Genomic DNA, 19597 nt, shown 5'->3' on the forward strand with positions numbered 1-19597 from the left:
ATGAAAAGCTCTCGACCACGATCGATGCCTTCACTTCCGCCGGTCAATCCCGTCGGCGGCCTACGACAGTGAATACCTTGAAGCGCCGCACCCCCATAGCGCCAGCATCGTCACACGGCATCGTCATAGCACCTGTTCCCGTCGTTGGCCGACGCAGGAAGGATCATCGAGGCATGGCGGACGGACTACAGCGCCGTGCGTCCGCACGGCAGCCCTGGCGGGATGGCACCCGCTGAGTTTGCAAGCCCTCGCCAAGGCCATAAGGGCACCGGATCTAATTTATCGGCGGCCTAAGAACGGGAGGAGGGTCAATAATCTTAATTTCATCCCGTAGAATTTATCAGAAGTCCGTTATTCAGTAGGAGAAGTAATAATACTCATATTTGTTATTTAATTTGCATAAAATTCAATAGGTTTTATAATAATGACAATGCAGTGGTTGTTACCAGAGACTTGAGGTTATTATGGTGCCATTAGGGCGTACTAAGGGGGAATTTACTGGTGTGCGATAAATGCGTCGGAGGAGGGGAAAGGTCGCGATCGTCGATTCCGGCCTGCTGGAGTGCAGTTTTCATATCGGCGTAGCATCGGTCCGCTTCCGCATCGAACATGCCGGGCATGGCAGCCATGGCGCCAAAGACCGCGGTCAGCCCGTCACCACTTAGCCGCGCTATCAGTGGTTCCAGATCGTCCCGCTCCGGCCCTATGAACTGACCAGAGTTCATCTTCTCCATCAGAGCCACCAGGCGAGCATAGTCAGGATTGGAAAAGAGATCTGTGGCGTGCTGCAACTGGGCGTCCGTCAGTTTTCCGGCTTCCATGGTGATGGCGTCTTTCCACAAGACGGAAGGAACACGGGACAGACAGGACAGCATATCATCCGCGATGGTGCTGATCGCTTCGATCTTGCCGGGGTTGCGGGGGCCGAGTTGGGCTACTGCCCCCGCGACGGCGTTGGTACGAGCGAGCGTTTTGTCTTCGTTCAGCGCGGACGGTTCGTCATAAACTGCATTCAGATCAAACGGGGGGCGCGCCGCAGCGACAAATGCTGCTTCGAGTTGCTCGCGAGCCGGTTCCTGCGCCTCCTGGGCGTTGACTGCACCGGGCAGACCGATGATCGAGGTGACCAGCATACATGCAGTGCGCAGCATCCAGGCTGCGGAAGCCGTGCGAAACGTTATCATGGCTGTGCCATCCTTTTCACGCGGGTGGCAACCTGTCCCCAAAAGCTGGTCCTGCGCCTCCACCCGCCTGTTATCCCGTGACATGCGGTTCAATCCGCCCAAGTACTCACATAAGCTTATCAAGCACGTCGTCTGAAAATCCGGCATAGCCAGCGGAAAGCGGCCCACTGGTGCCCCCGGGTGCCGGATCGTCGGAATAGAGAACGACGGTGACATTCACATCCCGGCTCACCGGCAAATCTTGAACCGTCTTCACAATGGCAGATACCTGCGCCGGGGTCATTTTTGCCAGCGAGGCTATGTCAATCTTCGACAGATTATCGGGTATGGCCACAGTCTTGCAGGTCGAGTTCACGGTATAGACCATCTGACCCTCGACATCCTCATTGGGCCGTGCCGTGTGGCTTAGAGCATGGCACCGACTGCGCTGGACGGCCTCGGCCGTCACGCGCATGATCGTCGCCATGCGCTGCTGCGCGGTTTGGCTGACATCAGGGAAGGCGGTCCGTGCTTCATCGTCATAGTCGACGTGACGCATGGCTTCTATCAACGGTCTGGCAGAGAACCTGTCGGCGGCCTGGAACGCTCCGGATGTGACGATGCGCGCTCGCCAGCAACTGCTGCGCACATTGATCGCCGACATCATCGTCGACGTCGATGATGCCGTGCGTGACGTCGTGCTCACGATCCATTGGCGCGGCGGCCAGCACTCGGAACTGAGGGTTCGCAAGCTGAAAGCCGGCGAGCACGGTTGTGCAACAGCGGAGGATGCGCTGGAGGTGATGCGCAGCATGGCGGGCCGTTGGTCCGACGAGCATATCGCCGCGACGCTCAATCGGATGGGCTTGCCCACCGGCCAAGGCAAAACCTGGACGGCGCATCGCGTTTACTCCGTCCGGCGCGTGCGAGGGATCGATGCCTACCGGTCTGCGGTGAAAGACGGCGAATGGCTGACTATGGAGGAAGCAGCCAAAGCCCTAGGCACCACAAGTCATACGATACGGCGCCTGATTAATGCTGGACTGCTGCAAACGGTACAAGCTGTACCGCGTGCTCCTCACCAAATCCGTGCCGCTGATCTGACGTCGGAGCCGATAATGGCTGCGATGGCCCGAAAGGGTCGCCCGTGTCGCGTCGTTGACGCAGACACGCTTCCAATGTTTACAGATACTTGAGGAAGGGCTGTACAATGAAACACGCTTCGCGGTCGGTTTCTATGAGGTGATGGGCGCGGTCGTCGTCGGCACGAAACCACCGACAATCAAGGCAACGTGGAGCCGTCCGATCCTGTCACTGGCGATCTAGCCACCTTTCCCGAAGTTCGATCCCAGTGGAAAAGCCGCGGCCGTCTCGCTGTCTCGCGTGTGTGCGCTGATGGGTAACAGGTCTTCCGCCATCAGTGGTCACGTAGTCGTTTCATCTGTGGTACATCAGCGTCAAATATTATCCGGCTAGAAATAACGGCTTGGGGTGGTGATTGGTGAGGCAGGGTGCGGTCGCAATTTTAGCGGGTAGCGCGGTCGTCTTTTGGGCGATGGCATCGTCAGCCCCTGCCACAGCATCGACGCGATCGACGCGTACGACATCGTCATTCATCGTGTGGTGCGATTGCGACACACCAGTTAAAAGGTCACGAATACAGAAAAGGATCGGTCGCATCGGGGGTAAGGTGTTCTACGTCTACGAACAGATGGGCGGGTTGGCGGTTTCAGTTCCCGTGCTTCGCGATCCCGCTGCCGTCGAGAGGACGTTGCGCAAGATTCCGGGCGTCTCCGCAGTTCAACCGGATCGAGTGATACAGTTGGGGGAACCCGGGGGGCCGCTGTAGGGTACGCGTCAGTCCGCCCAACAACATTTTTAACTGCCGATCGCCCATCTGCTTCAAGGGTCGGCTTCGAGCAGTGAAAAGCGCCGCCCCCGCCATGGGAGCGACGCCTTCATGATGCAGAATATGGACGTCAGAACTTCTGACGGAGGCCGACCATGATCGAGGTCGCCGTGTTCTTCAGCTTGTAGTTCATCGTCTGGCGGGCCAGGTTTTCGTCGATGGCTGCGGCCTTCATCTCCAAACCGCTGGTCTGCGAGTAGCGGCCGAGCAGTTCCACCGACGTCTTAGGTGTCACATCGTAGCTAGCGCCGGCATCGAGGTGCCAACGGAAGCCCCAGTCCTTGCCGACCATGGCGACCATCGGCTTCTGCGTGCCTGGGATCTTGTCGATCATCATGCGGCTGATCGAATAGTCGACGCGCGAGGCACCGATGCCGCCACCGACGAACGGCTTGAACGGACCTTCGCGGACGAGGTCGATATAGGCGGTGACGCCGAGATCGAACGACTTGGTGCGTCCGGCGCCCGAATATGTTTTGGCGCTCAGCCCCTCGGCGTTGACTTTGGCGGTGTCGTAGCCTGCCGTTCCCTCGACGCGGATGCCGCCGAAATCGTAACCCATACCGAGTTCGCCGGTGAAGCCGCCGTCATGGTCGATGTTCTTGGGCAGGGTCGGCGTCGTCTTGGAGACGGCCTGGCCCTTCGCCAGGACCTGGGTCGGCTTCACGTCGGAATCGACCTGCGCACCGGCGCGGGCAACGACATAGGCGCCCGGCTCAGCTTTCTCCGCGGCCGCAGGGGATGCCGCGACGATCGCCGCGGCGAAGCCTGCCAACAGGGCAGCCGAGTTCCTACGCGCACCGCAATGTGCGGGCGCGAGCGTGCTAACCAGGGTCATAAAAAATTGGTCCTTCGAAATGGAACTTGTTGTCGAGTGGGTCGCACGAGTTCGCGTCCCCCTACATTCACAAGACGGCACCCGTTTGGAATTCCCTTGGGCGTAACCGAAACTTTTTTCGAAATGATGCCAGGTGGTATTTTAGCAATTGATACCAGCGGGATAGCACATCGTCATAAGCGCATGGGCCGCGCCCTTTCGAACACGGCCCATGGCATTCGTGTTTAGCGGGCGCGGCCGGCCGGCTGTTCGCGGAAGAGTTCCCATTCCTCCACGATCCGTCCGTCCGGAAGGTGGCAATAATTCGCGTCCTGCCGTACTTCGATCGTACCCTTCTGCTTTTCGCAATAGGTCGCGGCGGGATTGCCCAGATGCGCATTGGTGCGGCGCTTGGGCGAGCGCTTCTGGCTCTTGCGGAAGAGCGCCCATTCCTCATGGACCTGGCCGTTGCGCAGGCGGCAATAGCCGACCTCGCCCGACGGCGTCTTGCGGACAAACGACTTGCCGCCGATCGAACCGCAATAGGCCGCTGCAGGGTTGGCCACGCCCGGGCCAGCCTGCGCCGGAACGGACAGCATGGCCGCCCCTGCCGAAATCAGGCCGGTGGTCATCAATGCTACAAACTTCATTTCATCGTCCCTACTGGCGAAGCCGGACTGGTCGTCCGCTTCGGTTTGCAAGTGCAGCAGCCGGAATATCCCTGCATCGGCATGGCCGATGCCTGAACATGTCCGCCGCCTTGCATGGCACGGCCGCCACACGACGGTGCCAGCATGACGATGACGAAGCCGAGCGACCGATACCCTTGAAAATTTATCAGAAGGCCGCGTCGAGGCCGATGCGGAAGGTACGCGGACGAATGGGCGTGATCTGCTCCTTGCCGGTGACGAAGGGCGTGCCCATCGCGAACCGGTTCCCCCGCGCGTCGAGGATATTCGACACGCTTGCGGTTACGCCGAAGCGGCCCAGGCCCAACCGCGCGGTGACGGCGCTGTCGGCATAATTGCCCTGCTCATCCCCCAGCACCGGTCCCAGCCCCAGGCGCGACAACCCGACATAGCGAACGCAGCCATCGACCTTTAATCGTGACCGGTCGCTGAGCGCGGCTTCATAGGTCATGCCGATCCGCGCGGTCACGTCCGCGATATTGGGGATGGGACGCAGGCTTGCCGCGACGCCGCCCTGCTCGCCGGACGCATCTTGCAAGGGCAGGTCGTTCGGATCGCGTCCGTTGACGCTGCTGTCGTTGAGCGAAACCGCCCCCTCCATACGCCATCCCTTGGCGAGGCGGATCGCGCCGGATGCCTCCACGGTCCAGATGTCGCCATTGCCGATATTGGCGGTCGACGGCAGGTTTCCGCTGTCGAGGAAGTCCGCCTGTATATTGCGCCAACCGGTGTGGGCGATGGTGAGTGTCAGGGCGAAGGGATCCCGCGCCGCGCGGCCGAAGCGATAACCGGCCTCGATCGTCGAGACCCGGTCGCTGTCGAACCGGCGGACATAGTCGTCGTCGACCGCCAGACCGCCCGGACGGAAGCCCTGCTGATAGCGCAGAAACGCGGACGCGCCGCCACGCAGGTCGACCAGCAGCGCGGCAGCGGGCAGGACGGACCATTCATAGCGCGTCGCCACGGTGGCGGACACGATCGGCGTGGTCCGTACCCGGGCGTCCTCCGCCGCGCCGGACAGGACGGACCGGCTGACCCGCGCGCCGCTGGTCAGCAGGATCGCCGAGGTCAGCCGGACGCTGGCCTCGCCATAGGCGGTGAGTTCGTGCAACTGATTGGACACGCCGGGAAGCGGGTAGCGCTGGCCGGGCTGTACGAAGGACCGCAACAGCCGGGTGCGATTGCCGGTATAGCTGAAGCCCAGCAACCATCCCGATCCGTCAGCCTGCGTAACCCAGGCGCGTGTCTCGTTGGCGACCATGCGGGTGCGGTTGCTCTGGACGAAGAGCGTCGCGGGATCGCCGGGCGTCGTCGCATCGTAGCGCTCCGTCAGGTCGAGCGCGGTAACCCCGGTGGAGGAGCGCAATCGAACGTTGCCGATCCGACCGTCCAGCACGAACTGCCCTTGGCCGAAATCATTGCCGAAAGCCTCGACCACGCGTGTCCTGCGGGCGAGATGGGGACCATCGCGATCCGCATATTGGCTGTCCGCCCCCCGGATACGCTGCGCGATGCCGATCAGCTCCGCGCTCCAGCCATCGGCGATGTTCAGATGGACGGTGCCGCGCCCGCCCGCGATACGGGTTGTATTGACGTTGCGGCGGCCGAGCAGCGGCTTGTCGATATAGCCGCCTTCCTCGACCGCCGTGGCGACCAGTCGGATCCCCAGTCGATCGGTGACGACCGGGAGATTGACGACGGCCTGCGTGTCGAAGCCGGGTGCGCCATGGGCCGTGGCGGATGTTCCGATCGCCACCGAACCGCCGGTCCGGTCCAGTTCGACGGGATTGGGAACGAGGCGGATCAGCCCGCCCATCGACCCTGCGCCGTACAGCGTGCCTTGCGGTCCAGCCAGCACCTCTACCGCCGCCAGATCGGCGAGGCGCAGGTCGGGATCGGGCGCATTGTAGCCAAGGCGCAGGTCGCCGAAATACTGGCCAACGGTCGCCTGGCTCGGCCCCGAAAAGCTGGAATCGGCGATGCCGCGGATGAACAGCTTGTTGCGGCCCGCCCCCAGGCTGGTCGCGGCGATCGTCGTCAGGCGTGACGTCAGCCGTTCCGTTCCACCGGCACCGCCCAGTTCGAGATCCTGCCCCGACACGCGCATGACCTGCCCGGCGGTCTGGCCGAACGGCAGATCGCGTTTGCTGCCGACGACGACGATGTCGGGCGCAGGGGCCTCGGGTGTCTTCGACGTTTCGGCTTGGGGGCGAGGACGGGGCGGGGCCGGACGAGGCGTCGGTACGCGCCGGGGGACGATCCGGTACAGCAGGCTGTCGATGGCCTCGACTTCCCCGCCACAGCGCGCTGCGATCAGGCGCAGGGCGACGAGCGCACTCATCCGCCCGCGCAACCGCGGCACCGGCTTCGACCACAAGCGAGGGTCCGTCACCACGACGCTGATCCCGCCCAGACGGCCCAGCGCCGTCACCTGATCGCGGACCGTTCCCGCCCGCAAATCGATCGACAGCCCCTGCGCATTCGCCGGAGCCGCCGCAATCGCCGCAATCGTCAATCCTGTCGCGACCGCAGCCGCACCGAATGTCACCGATTGTCGCCCAGCACCCATGCCTTGCCATCGACCCGGACCGATACGCCCAGCAAGCGCCCCAGTCGTGCCGGATCGTCCCGCAGGCTGCGGATGTCGATCGTCCCGCTGAACGATCGGTCGGCCAGCGCGGGATCGACCCGGACGGTACGGCCAAGCTGGCGGGTAAGATCGCGCGCGACGTCGGACAAGGGCGCGTTGTCGAACGTCAACCGACCCTCACGCCACCCGCCGACATCCGTCGCGGGCTGTCGAAGCAGCTCCCCGCCGCTCGCCACCGCCGCCTGCCCCGGATCAAGCCGCAGCTTCGCGCCGTCGGGATCGACCATCACCGCCCCTTCCGCGACGGCGATGCGGGTCCGTCCCGGATCGTGCGTGACGTCGAACACCGTGCCGAGGTCGACCATCTGCGTGTCGCCCGCGGTGACGCGGAACGGATGCGCAGCATCATGACGCACGCGGAAGAGCATCTCGCCATGGTCGACGCTCGCGATGCGCGTATCGGCGCGGTCCAGCGTCACGCGCGAACCACCGGCCAGGACGACCTCGCTGCCATCGGCCAGCTGCACCGTGCGCTGCTCGCCCGGCGCGGTTTCGACCGCATAGGGCTGGCTGCGTTCGTTCCACACGGATACGCCCACCACTGCGACGAGCATCGCGGCGACGGCGCTGCCACCCCAACGCCAAAAGCGGTGCCGGACCGGCCGTTCGTCATTGGCGGCGACCAGTGCGGTCGGGACGGGCATCGCGGCGACACGATCGCGCGCCTCCGCCATGGCAGTCATTGCCTCGTCATACCGGTCATGATGGCCCGGATCGGCCTCCAGCCAGGCGGTCAGCCCGTCCCAGTCGTCAAAGAGCGGATCGGCAGAGCGGATCGCCCATTCCAGCGCCTGTTCGTCGATCTGTCTGCCGGTCATTGCAGTTCATCCTTCAATTCGAACACGGCACGGGTGGCGATCCGCAGATCGGCCTCCACCGTGCTCAGGCTGACGCCCAGTTCCGCGGCGATCTGCCGTTGCGACACGCCATCGATCCGGGCGCGGCGGAAGATGGTTTCTCGGCGTGCTCCCAGCCTGGCCAGGACCGCAGCGACCTTCGCCACTTCCTGTCGTGCGCCGATCACACGCTCGCCTGCCGGCTCGGGCGACGCCTCACCAGCCCCGCGAAGCTCGTACCAGTCCTGTTCCCGCTTCTCCCCCTGGCGCTTCGCACGATAGCGGTCGATCATCAGCGTATCGGCCGCCCGGAACAGGTAGGACATGGGATTGGCAATCGGCCCCGACGACGAAGACGTCGATATCTTCAACCAAAGATCGTTGACCAAGTCTTCGGCTGCATCGCCCGCGCCACGCGCGGCAAGAAACCGGACGAGTTTATCACGATTGGCAAGATAAACCGCTTCAAGCCCGTTTGACGACATCGGCACCGACACTGAGGGAATGGACGATGTCGATTCCCTTACCGGATGAATCGTGAGAAATGAATTTCGACACGCCGTATTTTGCTTGGCCCCGCGGGGAGAGATCGCCTGTCGCTGTGCGGGGCCGACAGCCACCATCGCTTTGGCGGCGTTTGCGCTATCAGCGGCCACGGAACAACGCCCATTCCTCGACGACGGCACCGTTTGGCAGATGACAATAACCCGCTTGGCCGCCGGGACCGTTTACCATTTCGAGCCGTCCGCCATTCTGTTCGCAATAGGCACTGGCAGGATTGGGCATGACCGCAGGTCTGTGCCGACGACGAAATAGCAATCGCTGGCCGATAAGCCGTCCGTCCTGTAAGCGGCAGTAACTCCCGCCGTTGACTACGATGGCCACCCCGCCGGTCCGAAAGCAGATACCGGGCGCTGCATGGCCATCCGGCATTTGCCCGAACGCCTCGGCGCTGTTCAGGATGAGCGCCGGCACACCAAAGCACACCAGCGATCCCATGGCGACAAAGACCCAAAGACGCATCGCCACTCCATCCCCCGTTCATCCGGCAAGGTCTGGCACGCGAGCCTGTCTCGCCGCCCTCACTAATCAGACGAAGCTGGAGGTGAATAACCTTGGCGCGTATCCATCAGCTACGCCGGTAGCGAGATGAGAGTATCGTCTCACTGCTGTAGGCGCGGAAGGAACCCTTTCGTCACCAAACCGAAAACCCACAATGGGTGGCGGGTCGATCGCAACATAGCCAGCCACCAAGCTAATTCCCAAAAGACCATCCTTTTCGGGACGCTTGCGAATGGCGGTTTTCAGCTGAATCCTCCGTTCGGCGAGCTCGCTGCAGATGGCAGCAATTTCCCAAGCCAAGCCTTTCGACAGCATTGCAGCGGGCGCCAATGTATGGCCGGTTTCGTTGTCCTGACCCTATGCGCTGAATGTCCGGTGTCGCGGCGATTGTGGCGGAGGACCAGTGATGGCCATATCGGCAGCTCGCGCCCAAACCCGGTCGTTCGATCTGTATGCATAAGAGCCTGAAACCGCCGTTAGAACTATCATCAGATTCCTGTTTTCCAATGTCCAGCAGGCAATTTCGGGAAAGCTCAATAGGGAACAAATTTTGGGAAAGCGGCTCATTCGGGGCGATGAGACCCCTTCGGCGCCACGGCTTTCCCGCTCAATCTTCCCAATCAGGAAAGTGACGGTGCCCGCATCGCGCTCGATTGTGGGAACAGCTAGCCGGTGATAGGGAGCAGCAGTGATTACGATCCGCCCTGCCGTGCCCGATGATGCGGAAGCACTTACCGACCTGATGCATGGGTCGGCCGCTTATAGCGGTAAATATGCAAGTATTCTCGACGGGTATGCGGTCAAACCGTCGCAGATCGAGCGAGATGTTTTCTATATCGCCGAGCGTGATCGCACGTTGTGCAGATTTTACAGTCTAACCCTTGATGGTGAACCCGAACTGGACCTGATGTTCGTAGCGGATGGCGTTCAGGGTAGCGGGTTAGGGTCTATGCTGTTCCGGCACATGATGACGGAAGCGAGGCGGCAGGGCATCGCCTCGATCAAGATCGTTTCCCATCCGCCCTCGGTGGGCTTCTATGAGGCGATGGGCGCGGTCGTCGTCGGTACGAAACCACCGACTGCCAAGGCAACGTGGAGCCGCCCGATCCTGTCGCTTGCGATCTAGCCGCTTTTCTCGATATTCGATCCTTTTCGGGAACAGTAGTTATCGCCACCAGCCTCCTCAAAGCTGCCTGTCCGTTCCCCACCATTTTTCGACGCTAAGCGCCGTTCCGGACACGGAGTCATAGCCGTCATTTCAATTTCGACGGTGGCCAATCTGACGTGCTCCCCTGATTGTTACCAGTCAGAGGTAGAGTCCGGCCCCCTTCATGATCCGACACCGTTCTCTGGTCAGCCACTTCACGGACGTCTACGGACGTCCGTGGAATGAGAGATGGTGCCCAGGGTGGGCAACGAATGGGTCGGGCGGCTGTTCCGCCAGCTTTTCCCGACGCAGGAATAACATGAAAGCACAGGCAATTGCCTATACGAGATAGCGTGCGAGCGAGGGGAGGGCATAGCATGGGGCCAAGAATGCAGGGCAGCGCGCCAGGAGGATCATGACACAGGAAACCGAGAAGACCGGTACAGTCGGCGCCGGTGCGCGCCGGGCAAGGCGCCTGACGCGTGCCAGCGCGCTGCTGGGCCTTGCCATGCTGACTGCCGCCGCTGCGCCGCCTGCCAGCAATGCGCCGGGCAAGCTGGCCATCGGCCTGGATCAGCCAGAGCCCGGCCTGCCCGAACTGGCCGCGCCTGGCCCCTATGTACCGGGCACCATGACGCGCACGATCGTGGCCTCGGGGCAACTGGATGCGACGGCGTCGGTCGCGGCGGGGCAAGTCGTGCACGGCACGCGCACCCTGCCGTTGCGCATCTGGTATCCCGCGCGCGGCGCAGCCGGCGCGCGCACCGTGACCTATTCTGCCAGCCTGACGGCAGAGCCGCCGCAGCCACCGGTGCACTTCACCATAGCCGGGCGCGCGGTGGCCGATGCGCCGCCGGCGGGCCAGGGCTTTCCCCTGGTGCTGCTTTCGCACGGGTTTGACAACGATCCGGTGATGCTGCGCTGGTTGGGCGAAAACCTGGCGAGCAAGGGCTATGTCGTGGTGGCCATCGCCCATCATGATGGGCCGATCACCGATCCGCGCGGCGCCGTGCCGATGATGCTGCGCCGCCCGCTCGATATCGTGTTGACGTTGCAACGCCTGCGCGCCGGGTTGCTGGGGCCGCTGGCCGATCCGGCGCAGGTGGCGCTGATCGGCTATTCGTTCGGTGGCTATGGCGTGTTGACGGCGGCAGGCGCCCGCCTCGATCCCACAGCTGCGTGGCTAGCGCGCATGCCGGCCGCCCTGCGCGCCGCCTATGCCGGCAATGGCCCGGCCGCGGCCGATCTGCGCGTCGATGGCATTGCTGCTGTCGTGGCGATTTCCCCGGCAGGCGGCGGGCCATCGCCGGTGTGGGGCAGCGGCCTGGCGCAAATCCATGCGCCGCTCATGGTGGTGACCGGAACGGCCGATCGCACGGTCGGCTTTGATCCCGGCCCGGCCACGATCTTTGCAGGCGCCACGGGCAGCGATCGCACCATGCTGGCGTTCGAAGGGGCCGGCCATTCGATCGGCACCGATCCCGCGCCGCCGCAGATGCGCCAGGCCTTGTGGGACATGGACTGGTTCGAAGATCCGGTGTGGCGCAAGGCGCGGCTCAACGGCATCAGCCTGCATTTCATCACCGCCTTCCTGGGCGTGCATCTCAAGCATCAGGCGGCGATGCAGGCCTATCTCACTGTGCCGGCCGAACGCTCTGACCGGGCGGGGTGGACTGGCCCTGGCACACCCTATGCAGCGGTGAGCCAGGGGGGCGACAACCCCACCTGGAAAGGCTTTGTGCGCAACCATCAGGACGGCCTGATCCTGCGCCACTTGGCCCCCGCGCCATGAGCCTGGCGCGCGCCAAGGCCCTGCTGTCCAGCGATCCTGCCCAGGCGCGCGATCTGGCCCTGGCGGCAGGGCAGGGGTTGGAGGCGCGCTTCGTGGCGGCGGCTGCCATGCGCCGCTGCGGCGATGCCACTGGGGCGCTGCGTCTGCTGGCGCCGCTGGCGCAAAGCACGGCCTGGGGCGTGCACTATGAACGCGGCGCGGCCCACGCCATGGCGGGGGAGGATGCCGCCGCGCTGGACGCGTTCAGCCTGGCCCACCGCCGCAATCCGCAATCGGCCATCGCGGCCCATGCCCTGGCCGGCCAGCACGCCGTGCTGGGCCAGGCGCTGCCCCCGGCGCTGGCGCAGGCACAGCACCAGATCGTGGCGCAGGGCCATGCGCTCGCGGGGATAGACCGCGTCGATCCATGCTGGCTGCGTCTGCTGGCGGCGGCAAGCCTGGCCCAGGGTGGGCAGGATGCCGCCGAAGAATTGCTGCTGGCTGCCCTGGCCCGCGCCCCGGCCTTTTCTGCCGCTGCGCTCGATCTCGCGCTGCTCTACGAACGGCAGCAGCGCGGGCCAGAGGCGCTGGCCCTAGTGGCGCCGCTCGCCGCGCGTCATCCCGGCAATCCGGCGCTACACGGCCTGTTGGCAGCAGCGCACCTGCACGGTGGCGACGTCGACGCTGCCCTGGCCGCGCTGGATGCGGCCCTGGCGCTGGCGCCAGATGACGCGGGGTTCTGGCACGTGCGCGGCCATGCCCTGGCGGCGGCTGCCGATGTTGCCGGTGCAGTGGCGGCCTATCGCCGCGCACTGGCGCTACGTCCCGACCAGGCAGAGCCGTGGTGGAGCCTGGCCAATCTCAAGACCTTCCGCTTTGCGCCCGAGGATCACGCCGCGATGACAGCGGCGCTTGCCGCGCCGGGCCTGCCGCCAGCCCAGGCCGCGCATCTTCATTTCGCGCTGGGCCGCGCGCTGCTCGATGCGCAGGCGCCGGCCGGGGCGATGGACCATCTGCACCGCGCCAATGCCCAGCGCCGCGCGCAGGTGCCGTTTGATATCGCCGCGCATGAGGCATTCGTTGCCGATACGATCGCCGCCACTCCTGCGTCGTTTTTCGCCGCGCGTACCACCTGGGGCGATCCGCGCCCTGGCCCGGTATTTATCGTCGGCCTGCCGCGCAGTGGGTCAACCCTGATCGAGCAGATCCTGGCCAGCCACCCGGCGGTCGAAGGTCTGTCCGAGCTGGCCGATTTCACCCTGCTGGCGCGGCAATGGACCACGCGGCTGATCCGCGAAGGGCGCGCCCGCGATCGCGCGTCGGCACTGGCGGCACTGACCGCACCCGAAGCGCGCGCGCTGGGCGAAGCCTATCTGGCGCGGGTGGCGCGCCTGCGGCAGACCGATCGGCCGCTGTTCGTCGACAAGGCGCCGGGCAACCTGTTCAACCTGGCGCTGATCCGCGTGGCGCTGCCCCAGGCGCGCATCATCCACGTTTCGCGCGATCCCATGGCCTGTGGTTTCTCGCTTTATGCCCAGGATTTCGCGGGCGGGCAGGGCTATAGCTATGATCTCGTCACGCTGGGCCGCTATTGTCGCGCCGCTGCCGCATTGGCCGCGCATATGCACAAGGGTTTGGGCCAGGCGATGATGGCAGTTGCCTATGAAGAGCTTGTCGAGGACGCGGAAGGCACGGTACGCCGCCTGCTGCGCCATTGCGGGCTGCCCTTTGCGCCTGAAACCCTGCGCTTTTTCGACAATCCGCGCGCCGTGCGCACGATCAGCGCGCAGCAGGTGCGCCAGCCGCTGCACCGCCAGGGCCTGTCGCGCTGGCAGGCCTGTGCGCCCTGGCTTGGCCCCCTGACGCAGGCGCTGGGCCTCGCGGATAACAAAATCCGATAAGCGCATGCGATTAACACAGTTGTTGCACGCCAGCTTGGTGCGAAGCTGGCAAGGCTCAAGACGAGTACCGGCCCAGACGCGGTCGAGCGGGTGGCGAGCGCCCGCACGGGGAGTCAAATCAGAAAGTGCGAGGGGTATAATGAACAATAGCGACCTCCTGTCCGCCATGCACCGCGCGCGCCTGTCCGCGCGGCTCCTGGCATCCACTGCCGTGGTCTCGGCCGCGATGCTGGCGACGGCGCCCGCCTGGGCCGATGAACAGGCCAGCCAGCCCAGCGGCAAGATCGAAGACATCGTCGTCACCGCCAGCCGTTCGGGCGCGGAATCGGTGCAGAAGGTGCCGATCGCCATTTCGGTGGTGAACGTCGACACGATCACCAAGTCTGGCCAGGGCAACCTGTCTGACCTGCAGCGCTTCGTCCCCTCGCTCTCGATCACCGAAAGCGCGCCGGGCTTCAACAAGTTCAACATGCGCGGCCTGTCGACTGGCGGCTATCGCACGTCCGACACCTCGGACCGCTCGCTCGTGGCGGTCTATCTCGATGATACGCCGATCTCGGTGCAGGGGCAGACGCCCGATCTCAAGGTCTATGACCTGGAACGCGTGGAAGTGCTGCGCGGCCCGCAGGGCACGCTCTATGGCGCAGGCTCGATGGCCGGCACGGTGCGCTTTGTCACCGCCAAGCCGCGTGCCGACGAAGTGTCGGGCTCGATCGAAGGCACGGCCGCTTCCACCGAGCATGGCGCGGCCAGCGGCAGCGTGCGGGGCATGATCAACCTGCCGCTGGTGAAAGACCAACTGGCCGTGCGCGCCAATGTCTATGTCGGCCGCGATGGCGGTTTCATCGACAATGTCGGCGCCTATGCCGGGCAAAACCGCAACAGCAACACCACCGAACAGGCACGCGTGGCCCTGCGCTGGACGCCCAGCACCGCCTTCACGTTCGACGCTGCGTTCACCTATGAACACAGCAAGGCCAACGGCCTCAACACCGGCATGAGCGGGTTGGCGGACTACACCACGTTCACCAATGGCCCGGAAGGCACCAGCGACAAGTTCCGCCTCTACCAGGCCTCGGGCGATTATGACCTGGGCGGCGTGCACCTGATCATCAGCGGCGCCCATACCGATCGCGATGTGGGCTATCTCGCCAGCACCGAACCGACCATCGGCTATTTCTTCCAGGATTACAGCGGCGGCACGCTGCCGGTCAGCAGCACGACCTATCCGCTCTACAAGGCGCCGACCAGCTTTGATCCGGCGGTGAGCAAGCTGATCCCCTATGAACAGTATTCGATCAACCAGAAGATCAAGGACACCATGCTGGAAGCGCGCCTCGCTTCCGACAATACCGGCCCGGTGAAATGGACCGCCGGCGTGTTCTATGAAAAGCAGATCCGCCACCTGGTCCAGGACATTCCCGTCGCCGGGTTCGATACGCTGTCGTACATGAACTATTTCTATGGCCCGTTCCCGCAGACGGCCAATGGCCTCTATGATTCCAAGGCCGTGGACAAAGCGTTCAATTCCAATGACATCTTCTCGGGTCTTCAGGATACGGACGAACATCAGTTCGCCGCTTATGCCGATGCCACCTGGCACATCACCGACAAGCTCGATCTGTCGGGCGGCCTGCGCTACTTCAACTTCAAGGAAAAGTATTACCTGTTCGAAAGCGGCGTCTATGGCGTGATCAACCACGTGCCGCTGGAACAGAACGCCACGCTCAAGTCCAACGGCGTGAACCCGCGTGCCAACGTGTCGTACAAGGCCAGCCAGGACTTCATGGTCTATGCCGAAGTCGCCAAGGGCTTCCGCTATGGCGGGGCCAACCAGCCCGTGCCGATCGGCGACACCGGCATCTCGCAGACCTGCAAGAACAACCTGGCGTCCTATGGCTATTCCTCGGCCCCCAGTACGTTCGGCCCGGACAAGCTGTGGAACTATACTATTGGTGAAAAGGCGCGCCTGGCCGATGGCAAGGTGACGTTCAACGCCAGCGCGTTCTGGATCGACTGGAGCGACGTGCAAACGCGCCTGCTGCTCGATTGCTCGTACTTCTTCACCGACAACAAGGGCAAGATCCGCTCCAAGGGCCTGGAGCTGGAAACCACGGTGAAGCTCAGCCCGGAAATCACCTTCTCGGGCTTTGCCTCGTACACGGACTCGCGCGCCAACGGGAATATCCCCACGGTCGGCGCGTTTGACGGCAACCGCACGCCCTATTTCCCGCAATGGACCGCGTCGGCCTCGCTGTTCTACGATGCCAATGTCGGCACCGATCAGTCGATCCACCTGCGCGCCAGCTATCAATACCAGGGCGACCAGTTCACCACCTTCAACCCCTACAAGACCACGATCACCAATGGCCAGTTGGTGACCGATGGCCCCAGCGCCACCTATGCGCGCATCCCCGCGCAGAACAATGTCAGCGCCTCGATCAGCTATGACATCGGCCGCCTGGAAATCGGCCTGTTCGGCAACAACCTGATCAACGGCGTCAAGTATGTCGATGTGGCACGGGCGACCTATTACAAGGTCTATCAGCCGGGTGACCGCATCTCGTGGGCACGTCCCCGTACGATCGGCGTGCGCGCGCGCTACGCGTTCTGATGATATGATCGGGGGGAAGCGGCTGTGCCTGCTTCCCCCTGACATTGCCGCCGGCCGGGCCTTGGCATAGGGTCAGGCCATGCCGGCGCCCGATCCTTTGCTGCCCAATCCCTTGTTTGCCGCTCAGGTCGATTGGAACCTGCTGCGCCTGTTTGCCGATATCGTGAAGGCAGGCGGCATCGGCGCGGCGGCGCGCCGGCTCAACAAGCAGCAACCCACGATCAGCGCCGCGCTCAAGCGGCTGGAAGAGCACGCCGGCGCGCGCCTGCTGCATCGCAGTGCCAGCGGCGTGGAACTGACCGCGGCAGGCCGCGCGCTTTATCTGCTGTGCGAAGACATGGCCCAGGCCGCGTGCGCCGCGCCGCATCGCATCGCCCAGGCGCTGCAGCAGGTCGAAGGGCTGGCGCGCATCCAGGTGGTTTCCTCGATCGTGTCCCCCGCGTTTGATGCCGCGATCGCCAGCCTGCATGCCCGCCACCCGGCGATCCGTATCGAAATCCGCGTCTCGCCCTGGCGCAGCGTGCTCGATGTGTTGGAACGCGGCGAGGCGGAACTGGGCGTGGGCACCGATAGCGGCGTGCGCGCCGGGCTGACCTACGAGCCGCTGTTCACCGAAACCCAGCAACTCTACTGCGCGCGCAGCAGCCCGCTCTACGGAACGCGCGTGGCCACCATGGCTAGCCTGCGCGAACAAGGTTTCGTGCTGACCGGGCAGGACGAGGTCGACACCATTACCCACCTGCGCCAGCGCTATCGCCTCGGCACGGTGCTGACGGGCCTGGCCGAGGATATTCACGAGGCGCTGCGCCTGATCCGGCTGGGCACCGGCATCGGCTTCCTCCCGACCCTCGCCGCCGCGCCGGCCGTGGCGAGCGGGGACTTGTGGCCGCTGCTGCCCGACGACCTGGCGCCATCCTATCCGATGTACCTGCTCACCCGCCAGGCGCCCGAGCGCGGCACGCCGGCGCAGCTGTTCCTCGACGCGATCACCGGCCACCTGCGCGCGCGGGAGGTCTAGGTAGCAAGGCAGCGGGACGCCGGATCAAGTCCGGGGTGACGTAGGTGCATGTAATATATTGTATTTTTCGTCACCCCGGACTTGATCCGGGGTCCCGCTTTGTCAACGCAACACCCGCGCATTGCGCTCCAGATGCCCGCGTTCGGCCTCCAGCCAGGCTTGCCCTTCGGGCGTGGTGGGCGTCTGCGTCGCAAAGGCGAAGTCGGGCTCGTGCACGTCGATGGTATAAGCCAGCGTGCAGGCCATGCCGTCGATCGTGCAGTGCTGGTGCACCTGGCCATCGACCTGGAGCGCGAAGTCACCGTGGAGCAGCAGTGCCCCGTGCCGCGCTGGGATGGTGGTATGCGTGATGTGGGCGCCGTCCAGCGCGACCGAGACTTCGTAGCTGGCGATCTGCGCCGCGCTGGCGATGCCCTGGGCCAGGGCGTGGTCCAGGCTCGGGGTGCTGGAGAGCGCGGCGTCGATCGCTGGCAGGCGTGATCGCGCGAGGGCCATGTGCGCGCCGGCCACGATCAGCCCGCCGTCCATGGCATGGTCTGTCCCGGTGGCATGCTCGCGCAGCAGATGCAGCCGCAGCCCAAGCAGCCGGCCAGGCGCGGCGAGTTGCCGCCAATCCTCGACATAGGCGCCTGATGGCGCGAACTCGAGCACGCTGTTGCCGATGAACGCCAGGCGCGCCGGTTCGGGCCATTGGTTGCGCGGTTGATAGCTGCGCGCCACCGACCACGACATTTCGCCGCGCTGCGCATCCCACAGCGTGTCGCCCACCCAGCCCTGGCGGTGGGTCAGTGCCGTGTCATCTAGGCCGGGCAGGCGCAGGTCGAGCGTGAAGCTGCGTGACTGGAACCAATAAACCGGCGTTACCTCGTCAGTCAGCCCGGTGCAGAAGGTGATGCTCTTGCGCCGGAACGCGCCGAGCAGGTGGCGCGGAAACGGCACCGCGCCCAGCGGCCGAGGCGGCAGCGCGGCCAGTAGATCGGCAACTTTCATGCACCGGCCTCTGGCCGGCCGAACGAGGCCAGTGGCACTGGATCGTTGAGCGCCAGGTCGCCGCGCGCAATGCGCTGCTTGAGATAGGCGAAGGTCTGCGCCGTCTGGTTGAACAGGTGTTCCCCGCCCTTGATCGGGCGATAGCGCGGGGCTTCGCCGCGCACCACCGGGGCGATGACGTGGTCGTAATCACAGGAGCAGAACAGCGGGAAAGAATAGCGCTCCTGCGCCACGGTCTTCACCCGGTGCTTGGTGGCCAGATAGCGGCCGTTGGACATGATCTCCATCATGTCGCCTACATTCATGATCAGCGCGCCATCGATCAGCGGCACATCGAACCAGGCGCCGTGCCGATCCACCACCTGCAGCCCCGGCGCAGTCACGTGCAGCAGGGTGAAGCATTCGTAATCGGTGTGCGCGCCAATCCCTGGGCGATCTTGCGCGGCGGGATCGTGGGGATAGTGGATCAGCCGCAACTGGCTGGGCGGATGGCGCAGGTGCGCGTCGAAATGGGTTTCATCCAGACCAAGCGCCAGGGCAAAGGCACGAAACAGCTGGTGGCTGATCCCGGTAAGATGGGCATACCAGGCTTGCACATCGGCGCGAAAGCCGGGCATCGCCGGCCACAGGTTTGGCCCCAGCAGCGGGCGGCGCTCGCTGCCGTGATAGTCTATGTTGATGTCATAGGCTTCCTTGAGGTCGGCCGGGCCGCTGCCAAACTGCTCCTCGCCCACCGGCACATAGCCGCTGTGGTTGTGCGACAGGCCGATATAGCCCTGCATCTTGGTGGCGAGATCCTGCGAAAAATAGTCCTGCGCCCGCGCCACCAGCCGCGCGCGTAGCCCGGCGTCGATCTGCGATCCCGTGACATAGAGAAACCCCGCCTCGACACAGGCGCGGTCCAGTTCCTGCGCCACGGCCAGGCGATCGGCGCGGCTTGGGCTTTGCAGGCGGGAGATATCGACGAGGGGCAGGGCGTGATCGGGCATGGCCGATCTTCTTCCCCTTCTGCCTGCCCCACGCCAGCCGG

Annotated in this window: 17 protein-coding genes; 7 read left to right on the plus strand and 10 right to left on the minus strand. The window is 64.3% G+C overall.

What is annotated here, in order from left to right; all coding sequences use genetic code 11:
- Nucleotides 1-132 precede the first annotated feature (132 nt).
- Nucleotides 133-294 (plus strand): integrase core domain-containing protein, encoded by a 162-nt coding sequence (locus SCA01S_RS23015; protein ID WP_082209106.1) that lies wholly within the window; start codon nt 133-135, stop codon nt 292-294.
- Nucleotides 295-473: 179 nt separating this feature from the next.
- Here the strand turns inward: SCA01S_RS23015 and SCA01S_RS05570 are convergent, their stop codons facing one another.
- On the minus strand, nt 474-1184 hold the full coding sequence (locus tag SCA01S_RS05570) for a hypothetical protein (RefSeq protein WP_157088865.1): 711 nt from the start codon (nt 1182-1184) through the stop codon (nt 474-476).
- Between the two features lie 106 nt (nt 1185-1290).
- On the minus strand, nt 1291-1722 hold the full coding sequence (locus SCA01S_RS05575) for a hypothetical protein (RefSeq protein ID WP_062783759.1): 432 nt from the start codon (nt 1720-1722) through the stop codon (nt 1291-1293).
- Here SCA01S_RS05575 and SCA01S_RS05580 point away from each other — a divergent pair.
- Complete coding sequence (locus SCA01S_RS05580; RefSeq protein ID WP_062783762.1) at nt 1721-2359, plus strand: helix-turn-helix domain-containing protein; 639 nt, start codon at nt 1721-1723, stop codon at nt 2357-2359. The two genes, SCA01S_RS05575 and SCA01S_RS05580, sit on opposite strands and share 2 nt — an antisense overlap.
- 783 nt (nt 2360-3142) lie before the next feature.
- Here the strand turns inward: SCA01S_RS05580 and SCA01S_RS05585 are convergent.
- The 6 genes from SCA01S_RS05585 to SCA01S_RS22785 all read right to left on the minus strand — a co-directional run bounded on the left by SCA01S_RS05585 (nt 3143) and on the right by SCA01S_RS22785 (nt 9087).
- A complete protein-coding gene (locus SCA01S_RS05585; protein WP_084390795.1) occupies nt 3143-3910 on the minus strand; it encodes an outer membrane protein in 768 nt (255 codons plus the stop codon).
- Nucleotides 3911-4134: 224 nt separating this feature from the next.
- Complete coding sequence (locus SCA01S_RS22705) at nt 4135-4539, minus strand: DUF333 domain-containing protein (protein ID WP_211185495.1); 405 nt, start codon at nt 4537-4539, stop codon at nt 4135-4137.
- Between the two features lie 187 nt (nt 4540-4726).
- Nucleotides 4727-7126: a TonB-dependent receptor gene (locus SCA01S_RS05595; RefSeq protein WP_245652455.1), complete on the minus strand. Its 2400-nt coding sequence runs from the start codon at nt 7124-7126 to the stop codon at nt 4727-4729.
- Nucleotides 7123-8046 (minus strand): FecR family protein, encoded by a 924-nt coding sequence (locus SCA01S_RS05600; protein ID WP_062783775.1) that lies wholly within the window; start codon nt 8044-8046, stop codon nt 7123-7125. Before SCA01S_RS05600 ends, SCA01S_RS05595 begins: the two co-directional genes overlap by 4 nt.
- Nucleotides 8043-8720: a sigma-70 family RNA polymerase sigma factor gene (locus SCA01S_RS05605; protein ID WP_327196003.1), complete on the minus strand. Its 678-nt coding sequence runs from the start codon at nt 8718-8720 to the stop codon at nt 8043-8045. The genes SCA01S_RS05600 and SCA01S_RS05605 overlap by 4 nt, the downstream gene beginning before the upstream one ends.
- Complete coding sequence (locus SCA01S_RS22785; protein ID WP_245652456.1) at nt 8710-9087, minus strand: DUF333 domain-containing protein; 378 nt, start codon at nt 9085-9087, stop codon at nt 8710-8712. Before SCA01S_RS22785 ends, SCA01S_RS05605 begins: the two co-directional genes overlap by 11 nt.
- 727 nt (nt 9088-9814) lie before the next feature.
- On the opposite strand from SCA01S_RS22785, the gene SCA01S_RS05610 reads away from it, so the two are divergent.
- The 5 genes from SCA01S_RS05610 (at nt 9815) to SCA01S_RS05630 (ending at nt 17577) form a co-directional block, all read left to right on the plus strand.
- Nucleotides 9815-10252: a GNAT family N-acetyltransferase gene (locus SCA01S_RS05610; RefSeq protein ID WP_157088866.1), complete on the plus strand. Its 438-nt coding sequence runs from the start codon at nt 9815-9817 to the stop codon at nt 10250-10252.
- 436 nt (nt 10253-10688) lie between these two features.
- The gene (locus SCA01S_RS05615) at nt 10689-12065 is read left to right on the plus strand and encodes an alpha/beta hydrolase family protein (protein WP_062783779.1); all 1377 of its coding nucleotides are present in this window, start codon (nt 10689-10691) and stop codon (nt 12063-12065) included.
- On the plus strand, nt 12062-13945 hold the full coding sequence (locus SCA01S_RS05620) for a sulfotransferase family protein (protein WP_062783782.1): 1884 nt from the start codon (nt 12062-12064) through the stop codon (nt 13943-13945). Before SCA01S_RS05615 ends, SCA01S_RS05620 begins: the two co-directional genes overlap by 4 nt.
- Nucleotides 13946-14084: 139 nt before the next feature.
- Complete coding sequence (locus tag SCA01S_RS05625) at nt 14085-16559, plus strand: TonB-dependent receptor (RefSeq protein WP_022678422.1); 2475 nt, start codon at nt 14085-14087, stop codon at nt 16557-16559.
- Nucleotides 16560-16638: 79 nt separating this feature from the next.
- On the plus strand, nt 16639-17577 hold the full coding sequence (locus tag SCA01S_RS05630) for a LysR family transcriptional regulator (RefSeq protein WP_062783785.1): 939 nt from the start codon (nt 16639-16641) through the stop codon (nt 17575-17577).
- A 102-nt stretch (nt 17578-17679) separates the two neighbouring features.
- Here SCA01S_RS05630 and SCA01S_RS05635 read toward each other — a convergent pair whose 3' ends face one another.
- Nucleotides 17680-18567 (minus strand): hypothetical protein, encoded by an 888-nt coding sequence (locus tag SCA01S_RS05635; protein WP_062783788.1) that lies wholly within the window; start codon nt 18565-18567, stop codon nt 17680-17682.
- A complete protein-coding gene (locus SCA01S_RS05640; protein ID WP_062783790.1) occupies nt 18564-19556 on the minus strand; it encodes an isopenicillin N synthase family dioxygenase in 993 nt (330 codons plus the stop codon). Before SCA01S_RS05640 ends, SCA01S_RS05635 begins: the two co-directional genes overlap by 4 nt.
- Nucleotides 19557-19597 lie beyond the last annotated feature (41 nt).

This window comes from Novosphingobium capsulatum NBRC 12533 (assembly GCF_001598375.1).
In the GTDB taxonomy this organism is placed as follows: Bacteria; Pseudomonadota; Alphaproteobacteria; order Sphingomonadales; family Sphingomonadaceae; genus Novosphingobium; species Novosphingobium capsulatum.

What these genes read in the sequence shown, in the direction of transcription:
- SCA01S_RS05570 (WP_157088865.1), bottom strand. Translation starts at nt 1,184, where the DNA reads ATGATAACGTTTCGCACGGCTTCCGCAGCCTGGATGCTGCGCACTGCA.
- SCA01S_RS05580 (WP_062783762.1), top strand. Translation starts at nt 1,721, where the DNA reads ATGGCTTCTATCAACGGTCTGGCAGAGAACCTGTCGGCGGCCTGGAAC.
- SCA01S_RS05575 (WP_062783759.1), bottom strand. Translation starts at nt 1,722, where the DNA reads ATGCGTCACGTCGACTATGACGATGAAGCACGGACCGCCTTCCCTGAT.
- SCA01S_RS05585 (WP_084390795.1), bottom strand. Translation starts at nt 3,910, where the DNA reads ATGACCCTGGTTAGCACGCTCGCGCCCGCACATTGCGGTGCGCGTAGG.
- SCA01S_RS22705 (WP_211185495.1), bottom strand. Translation starts at nt 4,539, where the DNA reads ATGAAGTTTGTAGCATTGATGACCACCGGCCTGATTTCGGCAGGGGCG.
- SCA01S_RS05600 (WP_062783775.1), bottom strand. Translation starts at nt 8,046, where the DNA reads ATGACCGGCAGACAGATCGACGAACAGGCGCTGGAATGGGCGATCCGC.
- SCA01S_RS22785 (WP_245652456.1), bottom strand. Translation starts at nt 9,087, where the DNA reads ATGCGTCTTTGGGTCTTTGTCGCCATGGGATCGCTGGTGTGCTTTGGT.
- SCA01S_RS05615 (WP_062783779.1), top strand. Translation starts at nt 10,689, where the DNA reads ATGACACAGGAAACCGAGAAGACCGGTACAGTCGGCGCCGGTGCGCGC.
- SCA01S_RS05620 (WP_062783782.1), top strand. Translation starts at nt 12,062, where the DNA reads ATGAGCCTGGCGCGCGCCAAGGCCCTGCTGTCCAGCGATCCTGCCCAG.
- SCA01S_RS05625 (WP_022678422.1), top strand. Translation starts at nt 14,085, where the DNA reads ATGAACAATAGCGACCTCCTGTCCGCCATGCACCGCGCGCGCCTGTCC.
- SCA01S_RS05630 (WP_062783785.1), top strand. Translation starts at nt 16,639, where the DNA reads ATGCCGGCGCCCGATCCTTTGCTGCCCAATCCCTTGTTTGCCGCTCAG.
- SCA01S_RS05635 (WP_062783788.1), bottom strand. Translation starts at nt 18,567, where the DNA reads ATGAAAGTTGCCGATCTACTGGCCGCGCTGCCGCCTCGGCCGCTGGGC.
- SCA01S_RS05640 (WP_062783790.1), bottom strand. Translation starts at nt 19,556, where the DNA reads ATGCCCGATCACGCCCTGCCCCTCGTCGATATCTCCCGCCTGCAAAGC.